The sequence below is a fragment of the Methylobacterium sp. A52T genome, from assembly GCF_053346095.1.
In genome coordinates this window covers 17630-34151 of the sequence record NZ_JBKFBI010000055.1, presented here as the reverse complement: position 1 = coordinate 34151, position 16522 = coordinate 17630, and the positions used below count along the sequence as shown (strand labels likewise).

Below are 16522 nucleotides of genomic sequence, written 5' to 3'. Positions count from 1 at the left end.
GCCGCCGCGCCGCCCGCGACCGCGGCGAATGCCCGCCCGGCCCCGGGCGCGGCTCCGGCCGTCGCGGTGCCCGCCGCCGAGTATGTCGGTGTCTGGGGCCCGACGCCCGAGGCCTGCGGGGCGCGGTCGCGGCGCCGCGGCTACATCCCGGCCACGATCACGCAGGACCGCGCACGCGCGGGCCGCACGCTCTGCCTGTTCCACGACGTGCGACGGAGCGGCGGCGCCTGGGTCACGGCCGCCGAGTGCAGCGATCGCGGCCGCCACTGGTCGTCGCAGGTCCGCCTGCAGGTCGACGGCGAGCACCTGACCTGGTCGAGCAGCCGCGGGACCTCGACCTATATCCGCTGCGGCCGCCGCGCCGGCTGAGCGGCGCCGTCACGCCGCCGGATCCGCGCCCTGCCCCCCGGCCGCGCGCAGGACGATCCGCGCCGCGGCCCGGCTCGGCGTGTCCTCCGCGGCGAGCCGCATCCGCCCGTCGATGCGGCCGAGGGCGGCGAGCTGGACGTCGCGCTCGCGACCGCCGGCCAGGAGCGGCCGCAGGGCGCCCGCGAGGCGCTCCGGGGTGCATTCGGCCTGGACGAATTCCGGCATCGCGTTCTCGGCGAGGATCAGGTTCGGCAGCACGATGCTCGGGACCTGGATCAGCCGGCGGGCGATGAACTCCTCCGCCCGCGAGACCTTGTAGGCGACGACCATCGGGACGCCCGCGAGCGCCAGTTCCAGCGTCACCGTGCCGGAGGCGGCCAGCGCCGCCCGGGCCTCCCGGAAGGCCGCGTATTTCGGCGCCTCGCCGGTGACGATGCGGACCGGCACCGGCCACCCGGCCGACAGCCGCTCGATCAGGGCCCTGTGCCGGGTCACGGCGGGCAGGACCGCCTCGACCGCCAGGCCCTCGGCGACGCGGGCCAGCGCCGCACCGAAGACCGGCATCAGCCGCTCGATCTCGGACCGGCGCGAGCCCGGCAGGACCGCGAGGCTGTGGGGAACGGCCTCGCGCCGCTCCCGCTCGGCCGCGCCGGGCCGCAGTTCCGGGAGGCGCTCGATCAGCGGGTGCCCGACATAGGTGCAGGGCGGGCCGCCGAGCCGCAGATGCGCGTCGGGCTCGAAGGGGAGCAGGGCCAGCACGTGGTCGATGAACGGCCGCATGCCCTTCGCCCGCCACGGCCGCCATGCCCAGACGCTCGGGGACACGTAGTCGATGATCGGGATGCCGGGGGCCGCCTTGCGCACCCGCCGCGCCACCGCGTGGGTGAAGCCCGGGCTGTCGATGATCACCAGCACGTCGGGCCGGGCGCGGATCGTCGCCTCGACGGTCTCGCGGATGCGGCGGAGCAGGGTCCGCGCGCGGGCGAGGACCGGCAGGTAGCCCATCACCGCCACGTCATCGAGGGGGAACAGGGACGCGAACCCTGCCTCCGCCATGGCCTCGCCGCCGACGCCGCCGAAGACGGTGTCGGGCGCGGCCTCGCGCAGGGCGCGCATCAGCTTGGCGCCGAGCTGGTCGCCGGAATCCTCGCCGGCCACGAGCCAGATCGTGCGGGGCCGGCCGGTCACGGCGCGCCCCCGTACCCGACCACGAACAGGCCGAGGCGGTCGGCCTCCGCGGCCGTCGCCGCCCGGTCGATGACCAGGGTTCCGCCAGCCTCCAGGGCGAGCCCGGCGCAGCCCGCCCGGGCCGCGTTGCGCACGGTCCGCGCGCCGACGGCCGGGAGATCGATGCGGCGGTCCTGGCCGACCTTCGGGGCCTTCACCAGCACGGTCGCGGGCATCGCCCGGCCGAACCCGAAGGGGCGCCGCCCCAGGGCCCGCGCCCGGGCCAGCATGCGGTCCGTGCCCTCCGGCCCCTCCACGGCGAGGATCCGGTCGCCGGCCAGGACGACCGCCTGCCCCAGATCGTAGGGCGAGAGGGCGTCCAGGACGCCGCGCCCGGTGCGGATCGAGGCGGCCGCCTCCGCGTCCGGGGCCCGGCGCCCGAGGGGGCCGTCCGGGCAGAGCAGGTCCGGCGCGGCCTCGTGGACGCCGACGACCCGGTGGCCCGCCTCCTCGACCAGCGCGACGGCGGCCCGCAGCAGGCGGTCGTCCCCGCCGCCAGCGATCGCCCGCAGCGCCTCGCGGTTGCGCAGGGCGGCGCCCGCGTTGAGGATCGCGGCCGGGCTCGGGCGGGAGACGCCGCCCGCCGGCACCACGGTCGCCGGCCCCCAGAGCCGCAGCAGCTTCAGGGTGGCCGCGAGATCGAGGAGGTCGACCGTGGCGTCGGCGTCGGCGCGCAGGGCCGGGCCGGTGAAACCGCGCAGCGCGATCACCCGGAAGGGCCGGCGCGCCCGGCGGAGCGACTCGGCGACGAGCTCCGGCAGGCGCCCCGCCCCCGCGATCAGGACCAGGGCCCCCTCTGGGGCGGGGGCGGGATCGGCCTCGGTCACGGCCCGGCCGATCAGGCGGCGCTGATCGGGGTCGGAACCTCGCGCGGCGTGCAGATCGAGCGCTTGCCGCCGAGGCGGATGAAGTCGAGGATCTCGGCGACCGCCGCGTGGGACTCGAAGGTCGCGGCCACGTCCTCCACCCGCTCCATCAGCGTGCCCTCGGGGGCGAAGAGCAGGCGGTAGGCGCGCCGCAGCGCGTGGATGTCCTCGCGGGCGAAGCCGCGGCGCTGCAGCCCGATGATGTTGAGCCCCGACAGGTAGGCCCGGTTGCCGAGCACCATGCCGTAGGGGATGCAATCGTTCTCCAGGCCCGACAGCCCGCCCACGAAGGCGTGCGCGCCGACCCGCGCGAACTGGATCACGGCGGCGCCGCCGCCCAGGATCGCGTAGTCGCCGACGCTGCAATGGCCCGCCAGCATGACGTTGTTGGAGAAGATCACGTGGGCGCCGACCCGGCAATCGTGGCCGACATGCGAGTTGGCCAGGAAGGTGCAGTGGTCGCCGACCACGGTCTCCAGGCCGCCGCCGCTGGTCCCCGGGTTCATGGTGACGCCCTCGCGGATCAGGCAGTCGGCGCCGATCGTCAGGGTCGAGGCCTCGCCCCGGTACTTCAGGTCCTGCGGCTGGTGTCCGATCGACGCGAAGGGGAAGATCCGCGTGCGGGGGCCGATGGTGGTGCGGCCCGCCAGGACCACGTGGCTGATGAGTTCGCAGTCCGGGCCGAGCACGACCTCGGGTCCGACATGGCAGAAGGGGCCGATCCGCGCCCCCTCGCCGATCCGGGCGCCGGACTCGATCACGGCGCTCGGGTGGATGACGGGGGCGGTCACTCCGTCACCAGCATGGCGCTGATCTCGGCCTCGGCGACCAGCGTGCCGTCGACCCGGGCCTCGCCGCGGAACCACCACATGGTCCGGCGCTGGTTCAGCTTCGTCATGTGGAAGCGGACCTGGTCGCCGGGGGTGACGGGCTTGCGGAACTTGCACTTGTCGATGGTCATGAAGAACACCTGCTTGGTGTTCCGCCCGTCCGCCCGGATGTGGCGGCAGCAGATCGCCCCCGCCGTCTGCGCCATGCCCTCGATCAGGAGCACGCCCGGGAAGACCGGCATGTCGGGGAAGTGGCCCATGAACTGCGGCTCGTTGGCCGTGACGTTCTTGATGCCGACGCAGGATTCGTCCCGGTCGATCTCGACGATGCGGTCGACCATCAGGAACGGGTAGCGGTGCGGCAGCAGCTCCAGCAGCGTCTGGATATCGGCTATGCCCAGCTCGGTGCCGGTCTCGCGCGCCGCCTCACTCATCGATATCCGCACCTCGACTTGCCGCCTTCGGCGGCCCACAATCCGGCCGCCACCGGCGCGCCGACCGCCCTCTTCGGAAGAAATCGCCGGAAGCGCAAGGCCTTCCCGGTCAGGCGTCGTCTCCCGCGGGCTCCTTGCCCGAGCGTTCGGCGAGACGCGCGAGCGTCGTCAGCTCGCGGAACCAGGCCCGCACCGGCTTGGCGGGCGTCCCGCCCCAGCGGCTTCCCGGCGGCACGTCGCGGTTGACGTTGGACGAGCCGGCGATCTGCGCGCCGCGACCGATGCGCAGGTGGCCGACGACGCCGACCTGCCCGCCGAGGACGACGTAATCCTCCAGCGTGGTCGAGCCCGAGATGCCGACCCCCGACACGATGACGCAGTGGCGCCCGATCACGACGTTGTGGGCGATCTGCACGAGGTTGTCGATCTTGGTGCCCTCCCCGATCACCGTGTCGCGCGAGGCGCCCCGGTCGACCGTGGTGTTGGCGCCGATCTCGACGTCGTCCTGCACGATGACCCGCCCGACCTGCGGCACCTTGAGGTGGGTGGCGCCCATGGCGAAGCCGAACCCGTCCTGCCCGAGCCGGGCCCCCGGATGCAGGATCACCCGGTTGCCGAGGAGGGCGTGGCTGAGGGTCGTGCCGGCGCCGATCGCGCAGTCGCGCCCGATCCGGACGCCCGGCCCGACGACGGCGTTCGGCCCGATCACCGTGCCGGCGCCGATCTCGGCCCCCGGCCCGATCACCGCGCCGGGATCGACCGTGACCCCGTCCTCGAGCCGGGCCTCGGGATGGACGTGGGCGCCGGAGGCGACGCCGCGGACCGCGAACTGGGAACCGGGACGCAGGGCGTCCGGGTGCAGGCGGCCGAGCAGGGCCGCGTAGGCGCGGTAGGGATCGCGGCTGACGAGGGCGACGGTCCCGGCGGGGCAGCGCGCCGCGAAGCGGGGCGAGATGAGGCACACGCCCGCACGCGTCGCCGCGAGGGCGTCGCCGTAGCGGGCATTGTCCATGTAGGCGAGGTGGTCCGGACCGGCGCTCTCCAGGGAGGCCGCGCCGCTGAACCGGCGATCCGGATCCGCTCCCTCGGGGAGACTGAGGCCGGCGGCGGCCGCGATCTCGGCCAGGGTGAGGCCGGTGGCGGCGGTGAAGAAGACGGGATCTGTCATGTCCGACAACGCGCCGGCCGGGAGAATCCGGCCGGCGCGCGCGTTTTTTATCAGAAGCGCGACCCGCCGGAGAAGCGGAAGGCCTGGACCTGGTCCGCGCCGATATGGCCGAACTTGCCGAGGATCGGGACGAACACCTTCTGACCCTCGTCCTTGGACAGAGCGTAGGCGTAGTCGAACCGGATCGGGCCGAGCGGCGAGTTCCACAGGATGGACGCGCCGATCGAGGAGCGGATCGCCGCCGTGTCGCGGACGTTCACGCATTCCGGCTCCACGCCGATCGTGAAGGCGTTGAAGTTGCACTTCCCGGTCGTCGGCGAGATGCCGTTGATGAAGGCGTCGCCGTTCACGTTGAAGTTCCGCTGGCCGTGATAGCCGAACAGCGTGCCGGCATCGGCGAAGAGCGCGCCCTTCAGGCCCAGATCCCGCGGAACGAGGGGCAGCGGGAACTGAACTTCGAGCGTGCCGCCGATGTAGGTGGAGCCGCCGATCGCGTTCGAGCGGGCGTCGGCGATGCCGACGTCGCGCGGGCCGATGCCGTTCGGCGCGAAGCCGCGGACCAGCGACGGGCCGAGGAAGAACTGGTCGGTCACCCGCAGCGGGTCGTTGTTGAGCGACGAGATGTGGCCGCCCTGGAAGCGGATGAAGCCGACGACGTCCTCGAAGATCTCCTTGTAGTACCGCGCGTCGGCGGTCACGCGGAAGAACTTGGAGTCGCCGCCCAGGCCGGCGACGTCGGGCTTCAGCTCGGCGTAGAGGCCGTTGCGGGGCGCGCCGATCACGTCGAGGGTCGAGTAGGCGAGCGTCAGGCCGGCCAGCGAGGTCAGCGTGTTGCCCTGCGAGCCCTTGATAGCGATCGAGGCCTCGCCGTCATACGCGCAGTTCGGGTAGATCGACTGGCCGCCGATGTTGCGGCCGGTGTTCGGGTCGATCGTGCCCGCCGCGTAGGTGGCGGTGTAGCCCGGGATCGGGATCGAGCAGTCGTTGTAGGGCCGCTTGAGGGTGTTCGGCACCTTCAGTTCGGTGTTGTACAGCGAGTAGCGCAGCGTGATGCCGAACTCCTCGGTGATCGGCAGGCCGAGGCGCAGCTGACCGCCGTACACCGTGGTCTCGTAGCGCGAGTACCGGGTCAGGTCAGAGTACTTGTAGAAGGCATCGAAGCCCGCCGCGAGGCGGTAGCCGAGGAAGTACGGCTCGGTGAACGAGAAGTCGACGCCGCGCGAGTACTGGCCACCCGTGCCGGCGAGGCGGACGTACTGGCCGCGACCGAGGAAGTTCGACTCGGAGACCGAGACCTCGCCGATGATGCCGTCCTGGGTGGAGTAGCCGCCCGCCACCGAGAACGAGCCCGTGGGCTGATCCTCGACGTCGATGTTGATGACCACGCGGTCCGGGGCCGAGCCCGGCTCGTTGGAGAAGCGAACCTTCTTGAAGAAGCCCAGGCCGTTCAGGCGCCGCTCGGCGCGGTCGGTCAGCACGCGGTTGTAGGCATCGCCCTCCGCGATATCGAGCTCGCGGCGGATGACGTAGTCGCGGGTGCGGGTGTTGCCGCGGATGTTGATGCGCTCGACGTAGACGTGCGGGCCGTCCTCGACCACGAAGCCCAGGGAGACTTGGTGACTCGCCGGGTCGCGCTGGCCGGTCGGGCGGACCTGCGCGAACGGGTAGCCGGCGCGGTTGACCTGGCGGGTGACGTTGTTGAGCGTCTTCTCGACGTCGTCGGCGTTGTAGACGTCGCCCACGGAGGTCGCGATGTCGCTGTCGAGCTTCGCGGTGTCGAGGCCCGGCAGGCGGGAATCCACCTGGACGGCGCCGACCCGGTACTGCTCGCCCTCGCTCACCGTGATGGTGATGACGTAGCCGGACTTGTCGCCCTCGACGTAGCGCGCGTCGGCACTGACCACCTGGAAGTCGGCGTAGCCGTTCTTCAGGTAGTAGCGGCGGACCTGGTCGAGGTCGTTGGTGATGCGGTCGGGATCGTAGACGTCGGAGGTCTTGATGAACGACAGGAAGTTCATCTCCGAGGAGCTCATCAGCCCCTTCAGCGTCCGCTCCGAGTAGGCGTTGTTGCCGACGAAGTTGATCGAGAGGATGCCGGTCTTGTCGCCCTCGTCGATCTGGTAGATCACGTCGACGCGGCCGTTGGGCAGGTCGACGGTCCGGTAGGTCACCTTGGCGGTGCCGCGGCCGAAACGCTTGTAGACGTCGCGGATGCGCGCGAGGTCGGCGTTGATGATCGCCTCGCTGTACGGCCCGCGGGACTTGGCCTCGACCACCCCTTCCAGGGTGGCCTTCTCGATCTTCTTGTTGCCCTCGAAGACCACGCGGTTGATCAGGTTGTTCTCGCGGACGGTCACCACCGTGCGGCCGCCCGACTGGGCGACCTTCACGTCGGAGAACATCCCGCTAGCGAGCAGGTTGCGGCGGGCCTCCTCGGCGGAGCCGGACGCCGTCCCGGTCACGTAGGACCGGATCGTGTCGGCATCGACGCGCTGGTTGCCCTGGACGACGATCTGCTGCGCCTGGGCAGCCCCGCTCAGGACGACACCCAGACCGGCAGTGACTAGGACGATGGTTTTCCGCACCGACTTACGTCGGGGCTTCCCCGTCAACGACATCATGCAATCGCCCGTTTCTGTTCTGGTCGCGGGGGTTAGCCCGTCACGGGCGACCGTTGATCGGCCGTCCCGTCACCTGGTCCAAGCGTGGCTTCGGTCCAAGCGTAGCTCTTAGCGGGATTCCCCTGCCAAGCAAACGCGCGGGAGGCCATCGTCAGGGGATTTTGGGGGGTCGTGGCCTTCGCGCCACTTAACGGTGCGGTCAGCTTACGGGCAAACCGCGGATCATGGTGAACGCGCCGTAAACGCCTGAGCGACCGGCCCTTTTTCGCGGCGCTCGCGGTCCCGTGAACGACCCGTTAACCCCGTTTCGGCGCGCCGGCGGGGCGTCATCCGGGCGGCGTCCGGGCGAGATCGCGGCGGGATTGGGGCAGCGTTTCCGGTGGAGATCCGGCGGCGATCCGGCGGGGATCCCGGGATCCCCGCCCACCCCGGATCAGGTGTTCCGCCAGGAGGCGCCGAGGTTGAGGATGTCGTTCCAGGCGGCGAACAGCATCAGCATCAGCACCAGGGCGAGGCCGATGCGGAAGCCGATCTCCTGGGCCCGCTCGCTCAGCGGGCGGCCGCGCACCACCTCGAAGGCGTAGAACAGCAGGTGGCCGCCATCGAGCAGCGGCACCGGGAACAGGTTGAGCAGGCCGATCGAGACGGAGAGCAGGGCGATCAGCCCGACCAGGCCGCCGACGCCGCCGGTCTTGGCGACCTCGCCGGAGACGCGGGCGATGCCGATCGGACCCGAGAGCTGGTCGGCGGATTCCCGCCCGGTCACGAGCTTGCCGAGATACGAGAAGGTGCGCTCGACGACGAAGTAGGTCTCCTTCACGCCGAGATTGAGCGAGTCGAGCGCCCCGTACTGCACGAGCCGCGCCTCCGAGCCCGCGGGCGAGCGGATGCCGAGCCGGCCGATCCGGTGGCGGCCGAACGGCGTCTTCTCCTCGAAGGTGGCCGGCGTCGCCTGGATGGTGATGGGCTGGTCGTTGCGCTCGACCGTGAAGGTCAGCGGCGTCCCGGCGCTGCCGGTCACCGTGCGGTACATGGCGTTGAAGTCGCCGATCTTCTCGCCGTCGATCGCGGTGATCACGTCGCCGGGCTGGAAGCCGGCCTGGGCGGCGACGCTGTTCGGCTCCACCGACGAGACCCGGGCGGGCAGCTCGTAGCGGCCGCCGAGCCAGATGGCGCCCGCGAAGAGCAGGATCGCCAGGATGAAGTTGGCCACCGGGCCCGCGGCGACGATCGCGGCGCGCTTGGACACGGGCTGGGTCGGGAAGCTGATCGCCCGCTCGTGCGGGCTCATCCGGGCGACGGCCTCGGGATCGGGCATGCTGGCGCCGTTCACGTCGCCGTGGAACTTCACGTAGCCGCCGAGCGGGATCGCGCAGACCTTCCAGCGGGTGCCGCGCCGGTCGTTGAACCCGAACAGCTCGGGGCCGAAGCCGAGCGAGAAGGCGTGCACGCCGACCCCGCACCAGCGCCCGACCAGGAAGTGGCCCATCTCGTGCACGAACACCACGACGGTGAGCACGAACAGGAACGGGATCACGGCGCCGAAGAAACCGCCGGCGGTTCCGCCCATCGCGTTGAGGAAGTCCATAAGCCGTATCCTGGCCGTCTCGGCGCCGGCTTCTCGGGCCGGCCATCCGCCCTGTCTAGCAGATCGGCGGTGCCGACCGCCAACGCAATCCTGCGGCCCGGCCGCGGAAGGTCGCACGCGCCGTCCGATTCCGCACCGGCCGATCGCGCGGGGTCGGTCCCGCCCGCCGGGGACCGCCCGTCAGTGGCCGCCGCCCCCGCCCGCGCCGGCGTTCGGCCGCCGGATCATGGGGACCGCGCAGGCCATCGCGAGGAACAGGACGGTGAGGGACAGGAACACGTCCTCGAAGGCCATGACGAGGCCCTGGATCCGCACCGTGTTGGTCATCGCCTTCAGCGCCATGTCGGAGGCGGCGCTGCCGTAGGCGTCGAAGCCGCGCTGCATCGCGTCGAGCCGCTCGAGCGCGGCCGTGTTGGCCCAGGTGAAGCGCTCGTGCAGCCGGGCGAGGTGCAGGTCCCAGCGGTCGTTGAGGATCGTGTTGATCAGTGCGAGCCCGACCGCGCCGCCGAGGTTGCGGGTCAGGTTGAACAGCCCCGAGGCGTTCTTCATCCGCGCCGGCGGCAGCGTGCCCAGCGCGATGTTGTTGATCGGGATCATGCACAGCATCAGCGAGCAGCCGCGCAGGATCTGCGGCACGAGCAGCTCGTAGAAGTCCCAGTCCTTGGTGAGGCCCGTGACAATCCACGTGCCGCAGGCGAAGCCGACGAAGCCGATCCCCATCATGATCCGGGGATCGACCTTGCCCGAGAGCCGGCCGGCGATCGGCGCAGTGGCGAACATGCACAGGCCGGAGACGAACATCGTCTCGCCGATCATCAGCGCCGAGTAGCCGCGTACGCGGGCGAGGTAGACCGGGTAGATGTAGGTCAGCCCGTAGAGGCCGATGCCCAGCACGAAGCTCGCCACGCAGCCGCTGGCGAAGTTCCGGTCCGAGAAGGCCCTGAGATCGACGATCGGCTGCTTGGCCGTGAAGACACGCCAGAAGAACAGCAGCGCCGACGTCCCGCAGACGACCGCGCAGGCGAAGACCGCCTCGTCCTGCAGCCAGTCGTGGTTCGGCCCCTCCTCCAGCACGTATTCGAGGCAGCCGAGGAAGCCGGCCATGAAGGCGAGGCCGGCCCAGTCGAACGATCTGATCAGGCCGTAATTGGGCTCGTCGAAATCGACCAGGATCCAGGTCGAGACCGTCACGAAGATGCCCGGCACGACGTTGATCAGGAACAGCCAGTGCCAGGACATCAGGTCGGTGAGGTAGCCGCCCACCGTCGGCCCGATCGTCGGCGCCAGCGTCGCCACGAGGCCGATCATCGGCGAGACGATGGTCCGCTTCGAGGGCGGGAAGATCGTGAAGGCCGCGGCGAAGACGGTCGGGATCATGCCGCCGCCGATGAAGCCCTGGAGCGCCCGCCAGACGATCATCTCGCCGATCGACGAGGAGGTGGCGCACATCAGGCTCATCAGGGTGAAGCCGCCCGCCGAGATGGCGAACATCCAGCGCGTCGAGAGCACCCGCGACAGGGTGCCGGAGAGCGGGATCGAGATGACCTCGGCGATCAGGTAGCTGGTCTGGACCCAGGGGATCTCGTCGCCGGAGGCCGAGAGCCCGGCCTGGATCTCGTTCAGGGAGGCCGAGACGATCTGGATGTCCAGGATCGCCATGAACATGCCGAAGACCATGCAGACGAACGCCACCATGCGGCGGCGGTCGAGGGGCGGCTCGGCGGCGCGGATCGGCGCGCCGGGCGCGAGGGCGGCGCTGGCGGCCATCGCCGGTCTCAGCGGCTCGCGGTGCTGACCGGCCGCGGCGCGGAGGCGCGGTCGAGGACGGAGCGGTCCGCGCCGGTGCGGGTATCGACCCGGACCACCGCCGACAGGCCCGGCCGCAGCAGGCCCTCGCGGGCGACCTCCTCGGGCACGCGCACCCGCACGGGCAGGCGCTGGACGATCTTGGTAAAGTTGCCGGTGGCGTTGTCGGGGGGCAGCAGGCTGAACACCGAGCCGGAGGCCGGCGAGAACGATTCCACCACGGCGTGGATCTCGCGGTCCGGATAGGCGTCGACCGTCACGGTCACCGGCTGGCCGGGACGCATGCGCTCGACCTGGGTCTCCTTGAAGTTCGCGTCGATCCGGACGCTCTGGAGCGGGACCAGCGCGGCGATCCGCGTGCCGGGCCCGACATAGGCGCCGGCCTCGACGGCCTTGTTGCCGACCACCCCGTCGAAGGGCGCGCGGATCGCCGTGAAGTCGAGGTCGCGCCGGGCCCGGTCGACGGCGGTGCGCAGCTCCGCCGCGAGGCTCTCCGCCTCGCGCTTCTGCGCCTGGAGCACGTCCACGTTGGCGCGGGCCGCGAGGAGGCCGGCCTCCATGGCCTTCACGGAGGCCTCGGTGCGGTCGCGGTCAGCGCGGGTCTGGTCGATGCGCGACTTGGCCACGTAATCCGCCTGCATCTGCGTCGACCGGGCGAAGTCGGCCTGGGCGCGGACGGCGTCGGCGCGGGTCGCGTCGAGCTGCGCGGCGGCCTGGGCGACCTGGGCCTGCGCCGCCTCGGCCTGTCGGCCGATCCGCGCGATCGTGCTCTCCTGGGTGGCGAGCTTGTCCTGCGCCGCCTGCAGCGCGAGGCGGTAGTCGCCGTCGTCGAGCTTGGCGATGACGTCGCCCTTCTTGACCGCGAGGCCGTTCACCACCGGGACCGACTGGAGGTAGCCCGGGATCTTGGCCGCGAGGACCGAGATGTCGGCCTGGACGTAGGCGTCGTCGGTCGAGACGAAGAACCGCCCGACGGTCCACCACTGCCATCCCTCGTAGGCGCCGCCGCCCAGGGCAGCCGTCAGCAGCCCGAGCAGGACGAGCCGCTTCACGGAGCGCTTGCGGGCGGGCGGCGCCTCGACCGGCACGGGCGTCGGCAGGGACGCCGCGGCGGCGGGCGGCGCGGTGCGCTCGGCGCGCGCCTCGTCCCCGGCCTCGATTCGGGTCTCAATACCGGCATCGAGACCGGAATTCGGCCGATCGGCGTCCTCGCGTAGGGACATATCAGCGCCTCGACATCAATGACCGAACCGTTCGGTCAATAACGAGGCACGGCTTGACGCGCCCCCGAAGAAGCCGCAGGTTATTTTGACCGAACGGTTCGGTCAAGCGTGACGGTGTCACGGTGCGGAGCGGGATGATGGCTCAGGGTGCGGCGCTGGAGCGGGGTCAGGCCCAGCACGAGGGCGACAAGCGGCAGCAGATCCTCGAGGGCGCGCGGACGGTGTTCCTGGCGGCGGGGTTCGACGGCGCCAGCATGGGCGAGATCGCCCGGGCGGCCGGGGTCTCGAAGGGCACGCTCTACGTCTACTTCGAGAACAAGGAGGACCTGTTCGAGGCGCTGACCATCCAGGAGAAGGCCAGCCTCGCCGAGGCCCTGTTCACCCTCGACGCTGACGATCCCGACGTGCCGGACGTCCTCACCCGGCTCGGAAGCAGCTTCCTGACCGAGATGTGCCGGCCGGCGCACGTCTCGCTGGTCCGCATGGTCATCGGCGCGAGCGAGAAGTTTCCGCGCTTCGGGCAGGTCTACTACCAGGCCGGTCCGGCCCGCGGCGTCGAGCGCCTCTCGCGCTACCTCGACGCGCAGGTCCAGGCAGGACGCCTGACGATCGCCGACACCGAGCTCGCGGCCCGGCACTTCCTGCATCTCTGCCAGGCGGGTCTGCTGACCCGCCTGCTGTTCGCGGCGGGCGGCATCGCCGGCGAGGCCGAGATGCGCCATCAGGTCGACGAGGCGGTGCGGGTGTTCCTGGCCGGGTACGGCCCCGCGCGCTGAGGCGCGGCTCCGGCGGGAAACGTCACTGCGCTCGCAATGACCGGGTTCAGCCGGCGGCGCGCAGCTCCGGCAGGGCCTCGGCGCTCCAGATCCGCACGTGGGCGTCGATGGCGAGCGCCTCGTCGACGTCGGCGGGCGCGGCCCGGTACTGGCCGGCGAAGTGGGTGCAGGCGCGCTCGACCAGATCGCTGATCCCGTAAAAGCCGATCCGGCCGGCGATGAAGGCCGCCACCGCGATCTCGTTGGCGGCGTTCATCACGGTGGGCGCCGCGCCGCCGGCGGCCAGGGCCGCGCGGGCGATCTGCAGGCACGGGAAACGCGCCTCGTCCGCGGCCTCGAAGGTCAGCGAGCCGAGCTTCACGAGGTCGAGGGGTCGGCCCCGCTCGATCGTCAGCCGGTCGCCGAGGCCGAGGCAGTGCGAGATCGGCACGCGCATGTCGGGCAGCGCCAGCTCGGCGGTCACCGCCCCGTCGAGCCAGTAAACCATGCCGTGGATCACCGATTGCGGGTGCACGACCACGTCGAGGCGCTCGGGCTCGATGCCGAACAGGTGGTGCGCCTCGATCAGCTCGAGCCCCTTGTTCATCAGGCTCGCCGAATCGATGTTGATCTTCATGCCCATCGACCAGGTCGGATGGGCGGCGGCCTCGGCCGCGGAGGCGGCGGCGATCCGCTCGCGGGTCCAGGTCCGGAACGGGCCGCCCGAGGCCGTGATCATCATGGTGCGGACGTCGGCGAGCGGCCGGCCGGCCAGCGCCTGGCTCAGCGCGTCGTGCTCGGAATCCATCGGCAGGATCGTGGCGCCGTAGCGGGCGGCGTCGCGCATGAAGGCGTCGCCGGCGCAGACGAGGCTCTCCTTGTTGGCGAGCGCGACCTTGCGGCCCAGGCGGAGGGCGGCGTGGGTCGATTTCAGCCCGGCCGCCCCGCTCACGGCGGCGACGACGATGTCGGCGTCGCGGGCGGCGGCCTCCATGACGGCCGCCTCCCCCGCCCCGCTCGGGATGCCGGAGCCCGACAGGGCCTCGGCCAGCGCCGGGCCGGCGGCCTCGTCGGCGAGCGCCGCGAAGGAGGCGTTGAGCTCGCGGGCGACCTTGGCCAGGGCGACGGGATCCTTGCCGCCGACCAGGGCGCCGACGCGGAACCGGTCGGCGTGCTGCGCCAGGAGGTCGGCGGTGGAGCGGCCGATCGAGCCGGTGGCGCCGAAGACGGTGACGACCTGGGTCACGGGTTCAACTCCCTCATCGTCACGTGATCAGACCGCCGCCGCGCAGGGCGAGATAGGCGGCCGCCAGCACGGCGACCGCGAAGAATCCGTCGAGCCGGTCCATGACGCCGCCATGGCCGGGGATGATCTTGCCCGAATCCTTGACGCCGTAGTGGCGCTTCAGGCCGGATTCGATCAGGTCGCCGGCCTGACTCAGGACCGAGGCGAGCGCGCTCACCCCCGCCACGACCGGGAGAGAGGCGGCGCTGGGCAGGGTCATACCGGCGAGGTCGGCGACCACCGGGACCAGCGTCCCGGCGGCGACCGCGCCGACGAGGCCGCCGAGGGCGCCCGACCACGTCTTGTTGGGCGAGACCCGGGGCATCAGCTTGGGGCCGCCGATCTTCCGACCGGCGAAGTAGGCTGCGATGTCGGTGGACCAGACCACCGCGAACATCCAGGCCGGCCCGACGAGGCCGATGGCGGGGTCGTCGCGCAGGGCCACCGGCACCGCCGCGATCGCCGCCGCGCCGAGCACGCCGAGGAAGGCACGGAGCCGCCCCCGGCCGGTCCGCGCGACCGTGGCGCAGGCCGCGGCGCCGAGCAGCAGGACCGCGAGGCAGGCCGGCGTCGGGGCGCCGCCGCGCTGGCAGAGCAGCAGGGCGCCGAGCGTCGCCGCGCCCAGCGCGATCAGCACCTCGCGCGGCTCCGTGCGGCTCATCACCATCCACTCGGCGAAGCCGACGATGCCGGCGGCGAGCCAGATCCCCGCGAAGGGCCAGCCGCCATAGACCAGAGCGGCCAGCACGCCGGCGCCGAGCACGAGGCCCGAGGCGACGCGCAGCCACAGCTCGCGCCGTCCCGAGGGACGCGCGGCCGGTGCGGCGGCGGAGGTCACGCGCGTCCCGTCCCGCGCCTCAGACCTGCATGATCTCCTTCTCCTTGGACGCCAGCACGCCGTCGATCTCGGCGATGTACTGGTCGGTCGCCTTCTGAACGTCGGTGGCCTGACGCTTCTCGTCATCCTCCGAGATGGCGCTGTCCTTCAGGAGCTTCTTGAGGTGGTCGAGGCCGTCCCGGCGCACGTGGCGCACGGCGACGCGGGCCTCCTCGGTGTACTTGTGGGCGACCTTGACCATCTCCTTGCGGCGCTGCTCGTTCATCTCGGGGATGCGGAGCCGGATGGTCTGCCCCTCGGTCTGCGGGTTGAGGCCGAGGTCGGATTCGCGGATCGCCTTCTCGACGGCCGTGACCATGCTGCGGTCCCAGACCGAGATCGACAGGAGCCGGGGCTCCGGCACGCTGACGGTGGCGACCTGGGCCATCGGCATCATCGAGCCGTAGGCGTCGACCTGGATCGGGTCGAGGAGCGACGGCGTGGCGCGCCCGGTGCGCAGCGAGCCGAGATCCTTCGAGAGCGAGGCGACGGCGCCCTGCATGCGGCGCTTGATGTCGTTGAGATCGAATTCCGGTGTGGCCATGAGGGTCGTCCCGAGACGTCTGACGTGGTCTTGAGCCCGGCGCGGGCAGTCGCGGCCTCAATGGACGAATTTTTTCAGGGCCGCAAACGGTCGCGGCCCGGTCGTGCCGCGCGTCAGGGCGCCACGAGGGTCGAGGGCGCGTCGCCCGACAGGATCGCGGCGATCGAGCTCGGCGGGTGGAGCGAGCCGACCACGATCGACAGGCGGCTCTCCCGGGCCAGCGCGAAGGCGGCGGTGTCCATCACCTTCAGGTCGCGGGCGATCGCCTCGTCGTGGGTGATGCGGTCGTAGCGCGTGGCGCTCGGATCCTTCTTCGGATCCGCCGAGTAGACGCCGTCCACCTGCGTCGCCTTGAGGACCGCGTCGCAGCGCAGCTCGGCGGCCCGCAGCACCGCGGCGGTGTCGGTGGTGAAGAACGGGTTGCCGGTGCCGCCGGCGAGGACGACGACCTGCCCCTTGTCCAGGTGGTGCAGGGCCGGCTGGCGGGCATAGGTCTCGCAGATGGTCGGCATCGACACCGCCGACATGGTCCGCGCCTGCACGCCCGCGGCGTTGAGCGCCGTCTCGATGGCCAGCGAGTTCATCACCGTGGCCATCATGCCGAGCGAATCCCCGGTCGCCCGGTCGATCCAGCCGGCCGCGGAGATCCGCGCGCCGCGGATCATGTTGCCGCCGCCCACCACGATGGCGATCTCGGCGCCCGACTCGATCGTGCGGGCGATGTCCTCGGCGAGCGCCGCCAGCGTCGGCGGATGCAACCAGTAGCCGTCCGGAGCGGCGAGTGCCTCCCCCGACAGCTTCACGAGGATACGGCGAAACGGCGTCGTCTCCGGCATCTGGGCCCCCGGCTCCATCCCGCATCGCGCAAGCGGGGAGGCTTCTACGTCAACCGCCCGAGCGCCGTCGAGAGGCCCGGCACCGATAGAGCG

At 71.7% G+C, this 16522-nt stretch carries 14 protein-coding genes and 1 pseudogene; 2 read left to right on the top strand and 13 right to left on the bottom strand.

Translation table 11 applies throughout. The features are described 5' to 3' along the window. Positions 1–369 (top strand): annotated as a pseudogene (locus tag ACLBYE_RS15225) (peptidase inhibitor family I36 protein); the annotation flags it as partial. A 9-nt stretch (positions 370–378) separates the two neighbouring features. On the opposite strand, the gene lpxB reads toward ACLBYE_RS15225, so the two are convergent. The 9 genes from lpxB to ACLBYE_RS15180 form a co-directional block, all read right to left on the bottom strand. Next, complete coding sequence (lpxB, locus tag ACLBYE_RS15220; RefSeq protein ID WP_447694804.1) at positions 379–1557, bottom strand: lipid-A-disaccharide synthase; 1179 nt, start codon at positions 1555–1557, stop codon at positions 379–381. Further along, positions 1554–2423 (bottom strand): LpxI family protein, encoded by an 870-nt coding sequence (locus ACLBYE_RS15215; RefSeq protein WP_447694803.1) that lies wholly within the window; start codon positions 2421–2423, stop codon positions 1554–1556. The genes lpxB and ACLBYE_RS15215 overlap by 4 nt, the downstream gene beginning before the upstream one ends. 11 nt (positions 2424–2434) lie before the next feature. After that, positions 2435–3253 (bottom strand): acyl-ACP--UDP-N-acetylglucosamine O-acyltransferase, encoded by an 819-nt coding sequence (gene lpxA, locus ACLBYE_RS15210; RefSeq protein ID WP_447694802.1) that lies wholly within the window; start codon positions 3251–3253, stop codon positions 2435–2437. Continuing rightward, entirely contained in the window at positions 3250–3726 is a 477-nt protein-coding gene (gene fabZ, locus ACLBYE_RS15205; protein WP_331317020.1) for a 3-hydroxyacyl-ACP dehydratase FabZ, read from the bottom strand. Before fabZ ends, lpxA begins: the two co-directional genes overlap by 4 nt. A gap of 109 nt (positions 3727–3835) precedes the next feature. After that, a complete protein-coding gene (gene lpxD, locus ACLBYE_RS15200; RefSeq protein WP_447694801.1) occupies positions 3836–4894 on the bottom strand; it encodes a UDP-3-O-(3-hydroxymyristoyl)glucosamine N-acyltransferase in 1059 nt (352 codons plus the stop codon). Between the two features lie 50 nt (positions 4895–4944). Further along, the gene (gene bamA, locus ACLBYE_RS15195) at positions 4945–7515 is read right to left on the bottom strand and encodes an outer membrane protein assembly factor BamA (RefSeq protein ID WP_447694800.1); all 2571 of its coding nucleotides are present in this window, start codon (positions 7513–7515) and stop codon (positions 4945–4947) included. A gap of 433 nt (positions 7516–7948) precedes the next feature. Then, the gene (locus ACLBYE_RS15190) at positions 7949–9103 is read right to left on the bottom strand and encodes a M50 family metallopeptidase (RefSeq protein WP_020092984.1); all 1155 of its coding nucleotides are present in this window, start codon (positions 9101–9103) and stop codon (positions 7949–7951) included. A 180-nt stretch (positions 9104–9283) separates the two neighbouring features. Further along, the gene (locus tag ACLBYE_RS15185; RefSeq protein WP_020092983.1) at positions 9284–10870 is read right to left on the bottom strand and encodes a DHA2 family efflux MFS transporter permease subunit; all 1587 of its coding nucleotides are present in this window, start codon (positions 10868–10870) and stop codon (positions 9284–9286) included. 8 nt (positions 10871–10878) lie between these two features. Continuing rightward, positions 10879–12132, bottom strand: a complete 1254-nt coding sequence (locus tag ACLBYE_RS15180) for an HlyD family secretion protein (RefSeq protein WP_447694799.1) — start codon at positions 12130–12132, stop codon at positions 10879–10881. A 137-nt stretch (positions 12133–12269) separates the two neighbouring features. On the opposite strand from ACLBYE_RS15180, the gene ACLBYE_RS15175 reads away from it, so the two are divergent. After that, positions 12270–12908, top strand: coding sequence for a TetR/AcrR family transcriptional regulator (locus ACLBYE_RS15175; RefSeq protein WP_447694798.1), 639 nt, complete (start codon positions 12270–12272; stop codon positions 12906–12908). 46 nt (positions 12909–12954) lie between these two features. Here the strand turns inward: ACLBYE_RS15175 and dxr are convergent, their stop codons facing one another. The 4 genes from dxr to pyrH all read right to left on the bottom strand — a co-directional run bounded on the left by dxr (position 12955) and on the right by pyrH (position 16429). Beyond that, complete coding sequence (gene dxr, locus ACLBYE_RS15170; protein ID WP_447694797.1) at positions 12955–14133, bottom strand: 1-deoxy-D-xylulose-5-phosphate reductoisomerase; 1179 nt, start codon at positions 14131–14133, stop codon at positions 12955–12957. A 19-nt stretch (positions 14134–14152) separates the two neighbouring features. Continuing rightward, on the bottom strand, positions 14153–15010 hold the full coding sequence (locus ACLBYE_RS15165; RefSeq protein WP_447694796.1) for a phosphatidate cytidylyltransferase: 858 nt from the start codon (positions 15008–15010) through the stop codon (positions 14153–14155). A gap of 19 nt (positions 15011–15029) precedes the next feature. Further along, positions 15030–15593 carry a ribosome recycling factor gene (frr, locus tag ACLBYE_RS15160; protein ID WP_012320386.1) on the bottom strand — a complete coding sequence of 188 codons (564 nt, stop codon included), beginning with the start codon at positions 15591–15593 and terminating at the stop codon, positions 15030–15032. 113 nt (positions 15594–15706) lie between these two features. After that, the gene (gene pyrH, locus ACLBYE_RS15155; protein ID WP_026604897.1) at positions 15707–16429 is read right to left on the bottom strand and encodes a UMP kinase; all 723 of its coding nucleotides are present in this window, start codon (positions 16427–16429) and stop codon (positions 15707–15709) included. Positions 16430–16522: the final 93 nt, after the last annotated feature.

Excerpts from the sequence above, each read along its gene's own strand:
- fabZ (WP_331317020.1), bottom strand. The coding sequence starts at position 3,726 with ATGAGTGAGGCGGCGCGCGAGACCGGCACCGAGCTGGGCATAGCCGAT.
- lpxD (WP_447694801.1), bottom strand. The coding sequence starts at position 4,894 with ATGACAGATCCCGTCTTCTTCACCGCCGCCACCGGCCTCACCCTGGCC.
- bamA (WP_447694800.1), bottom strand. The coding sequence starts at position 7,515 with ATGATGTCGTTGACGGGGAAGCCCCGACGTAAGTCGGTGCGGAAAACC.
- ACLBYE_RS15190 (WP_020092984.1), bottom strand. The coding sequence starts at position 9,103 with ATGGACTTCCTCAACGCGATGGGCGGAACCGCCGGCGGTTTCTTCGGC.
- ACLBYE_RS15185 (WP_020092983.1), bottom strand. The coding sequence starts at position 10,870 with ATGGCCGCCAGCGCCGCCCTCGCGCCCGGCGCGCCGATCCGCGCCGCC.
- ACLBYE_RS15180 (WP_447694799.1), bottom strand. The coding sequence starts at position 12,132 with ATGTCCCTACGCGAGGACGCCGATCGGCCGAATTCCGGTCTCGATGCC.
- ACLBYE_RS15175 (WP_447694798.1), top strand. The coding sequence starts at position 12,270 with ATGGCTCAGGGTGCGGCGCTGGAGCGGGGTCAGGCCCAGCACGAGGGC.
- frr (WP_012320386.1), bottom strand. The coding sequence starts at position 15,593 with ATGGCCACACCGGAATTCGATCTCAACGACATCAAGCGCCGCATGCAG.
- pyrH (WP_026604897.1), bottom strand. The coding sequence starts at position 16,429 with ATGCCGGAGACGACGCCGTTTCGCCGTATCCTCGTGAAGCTGTCGGGG.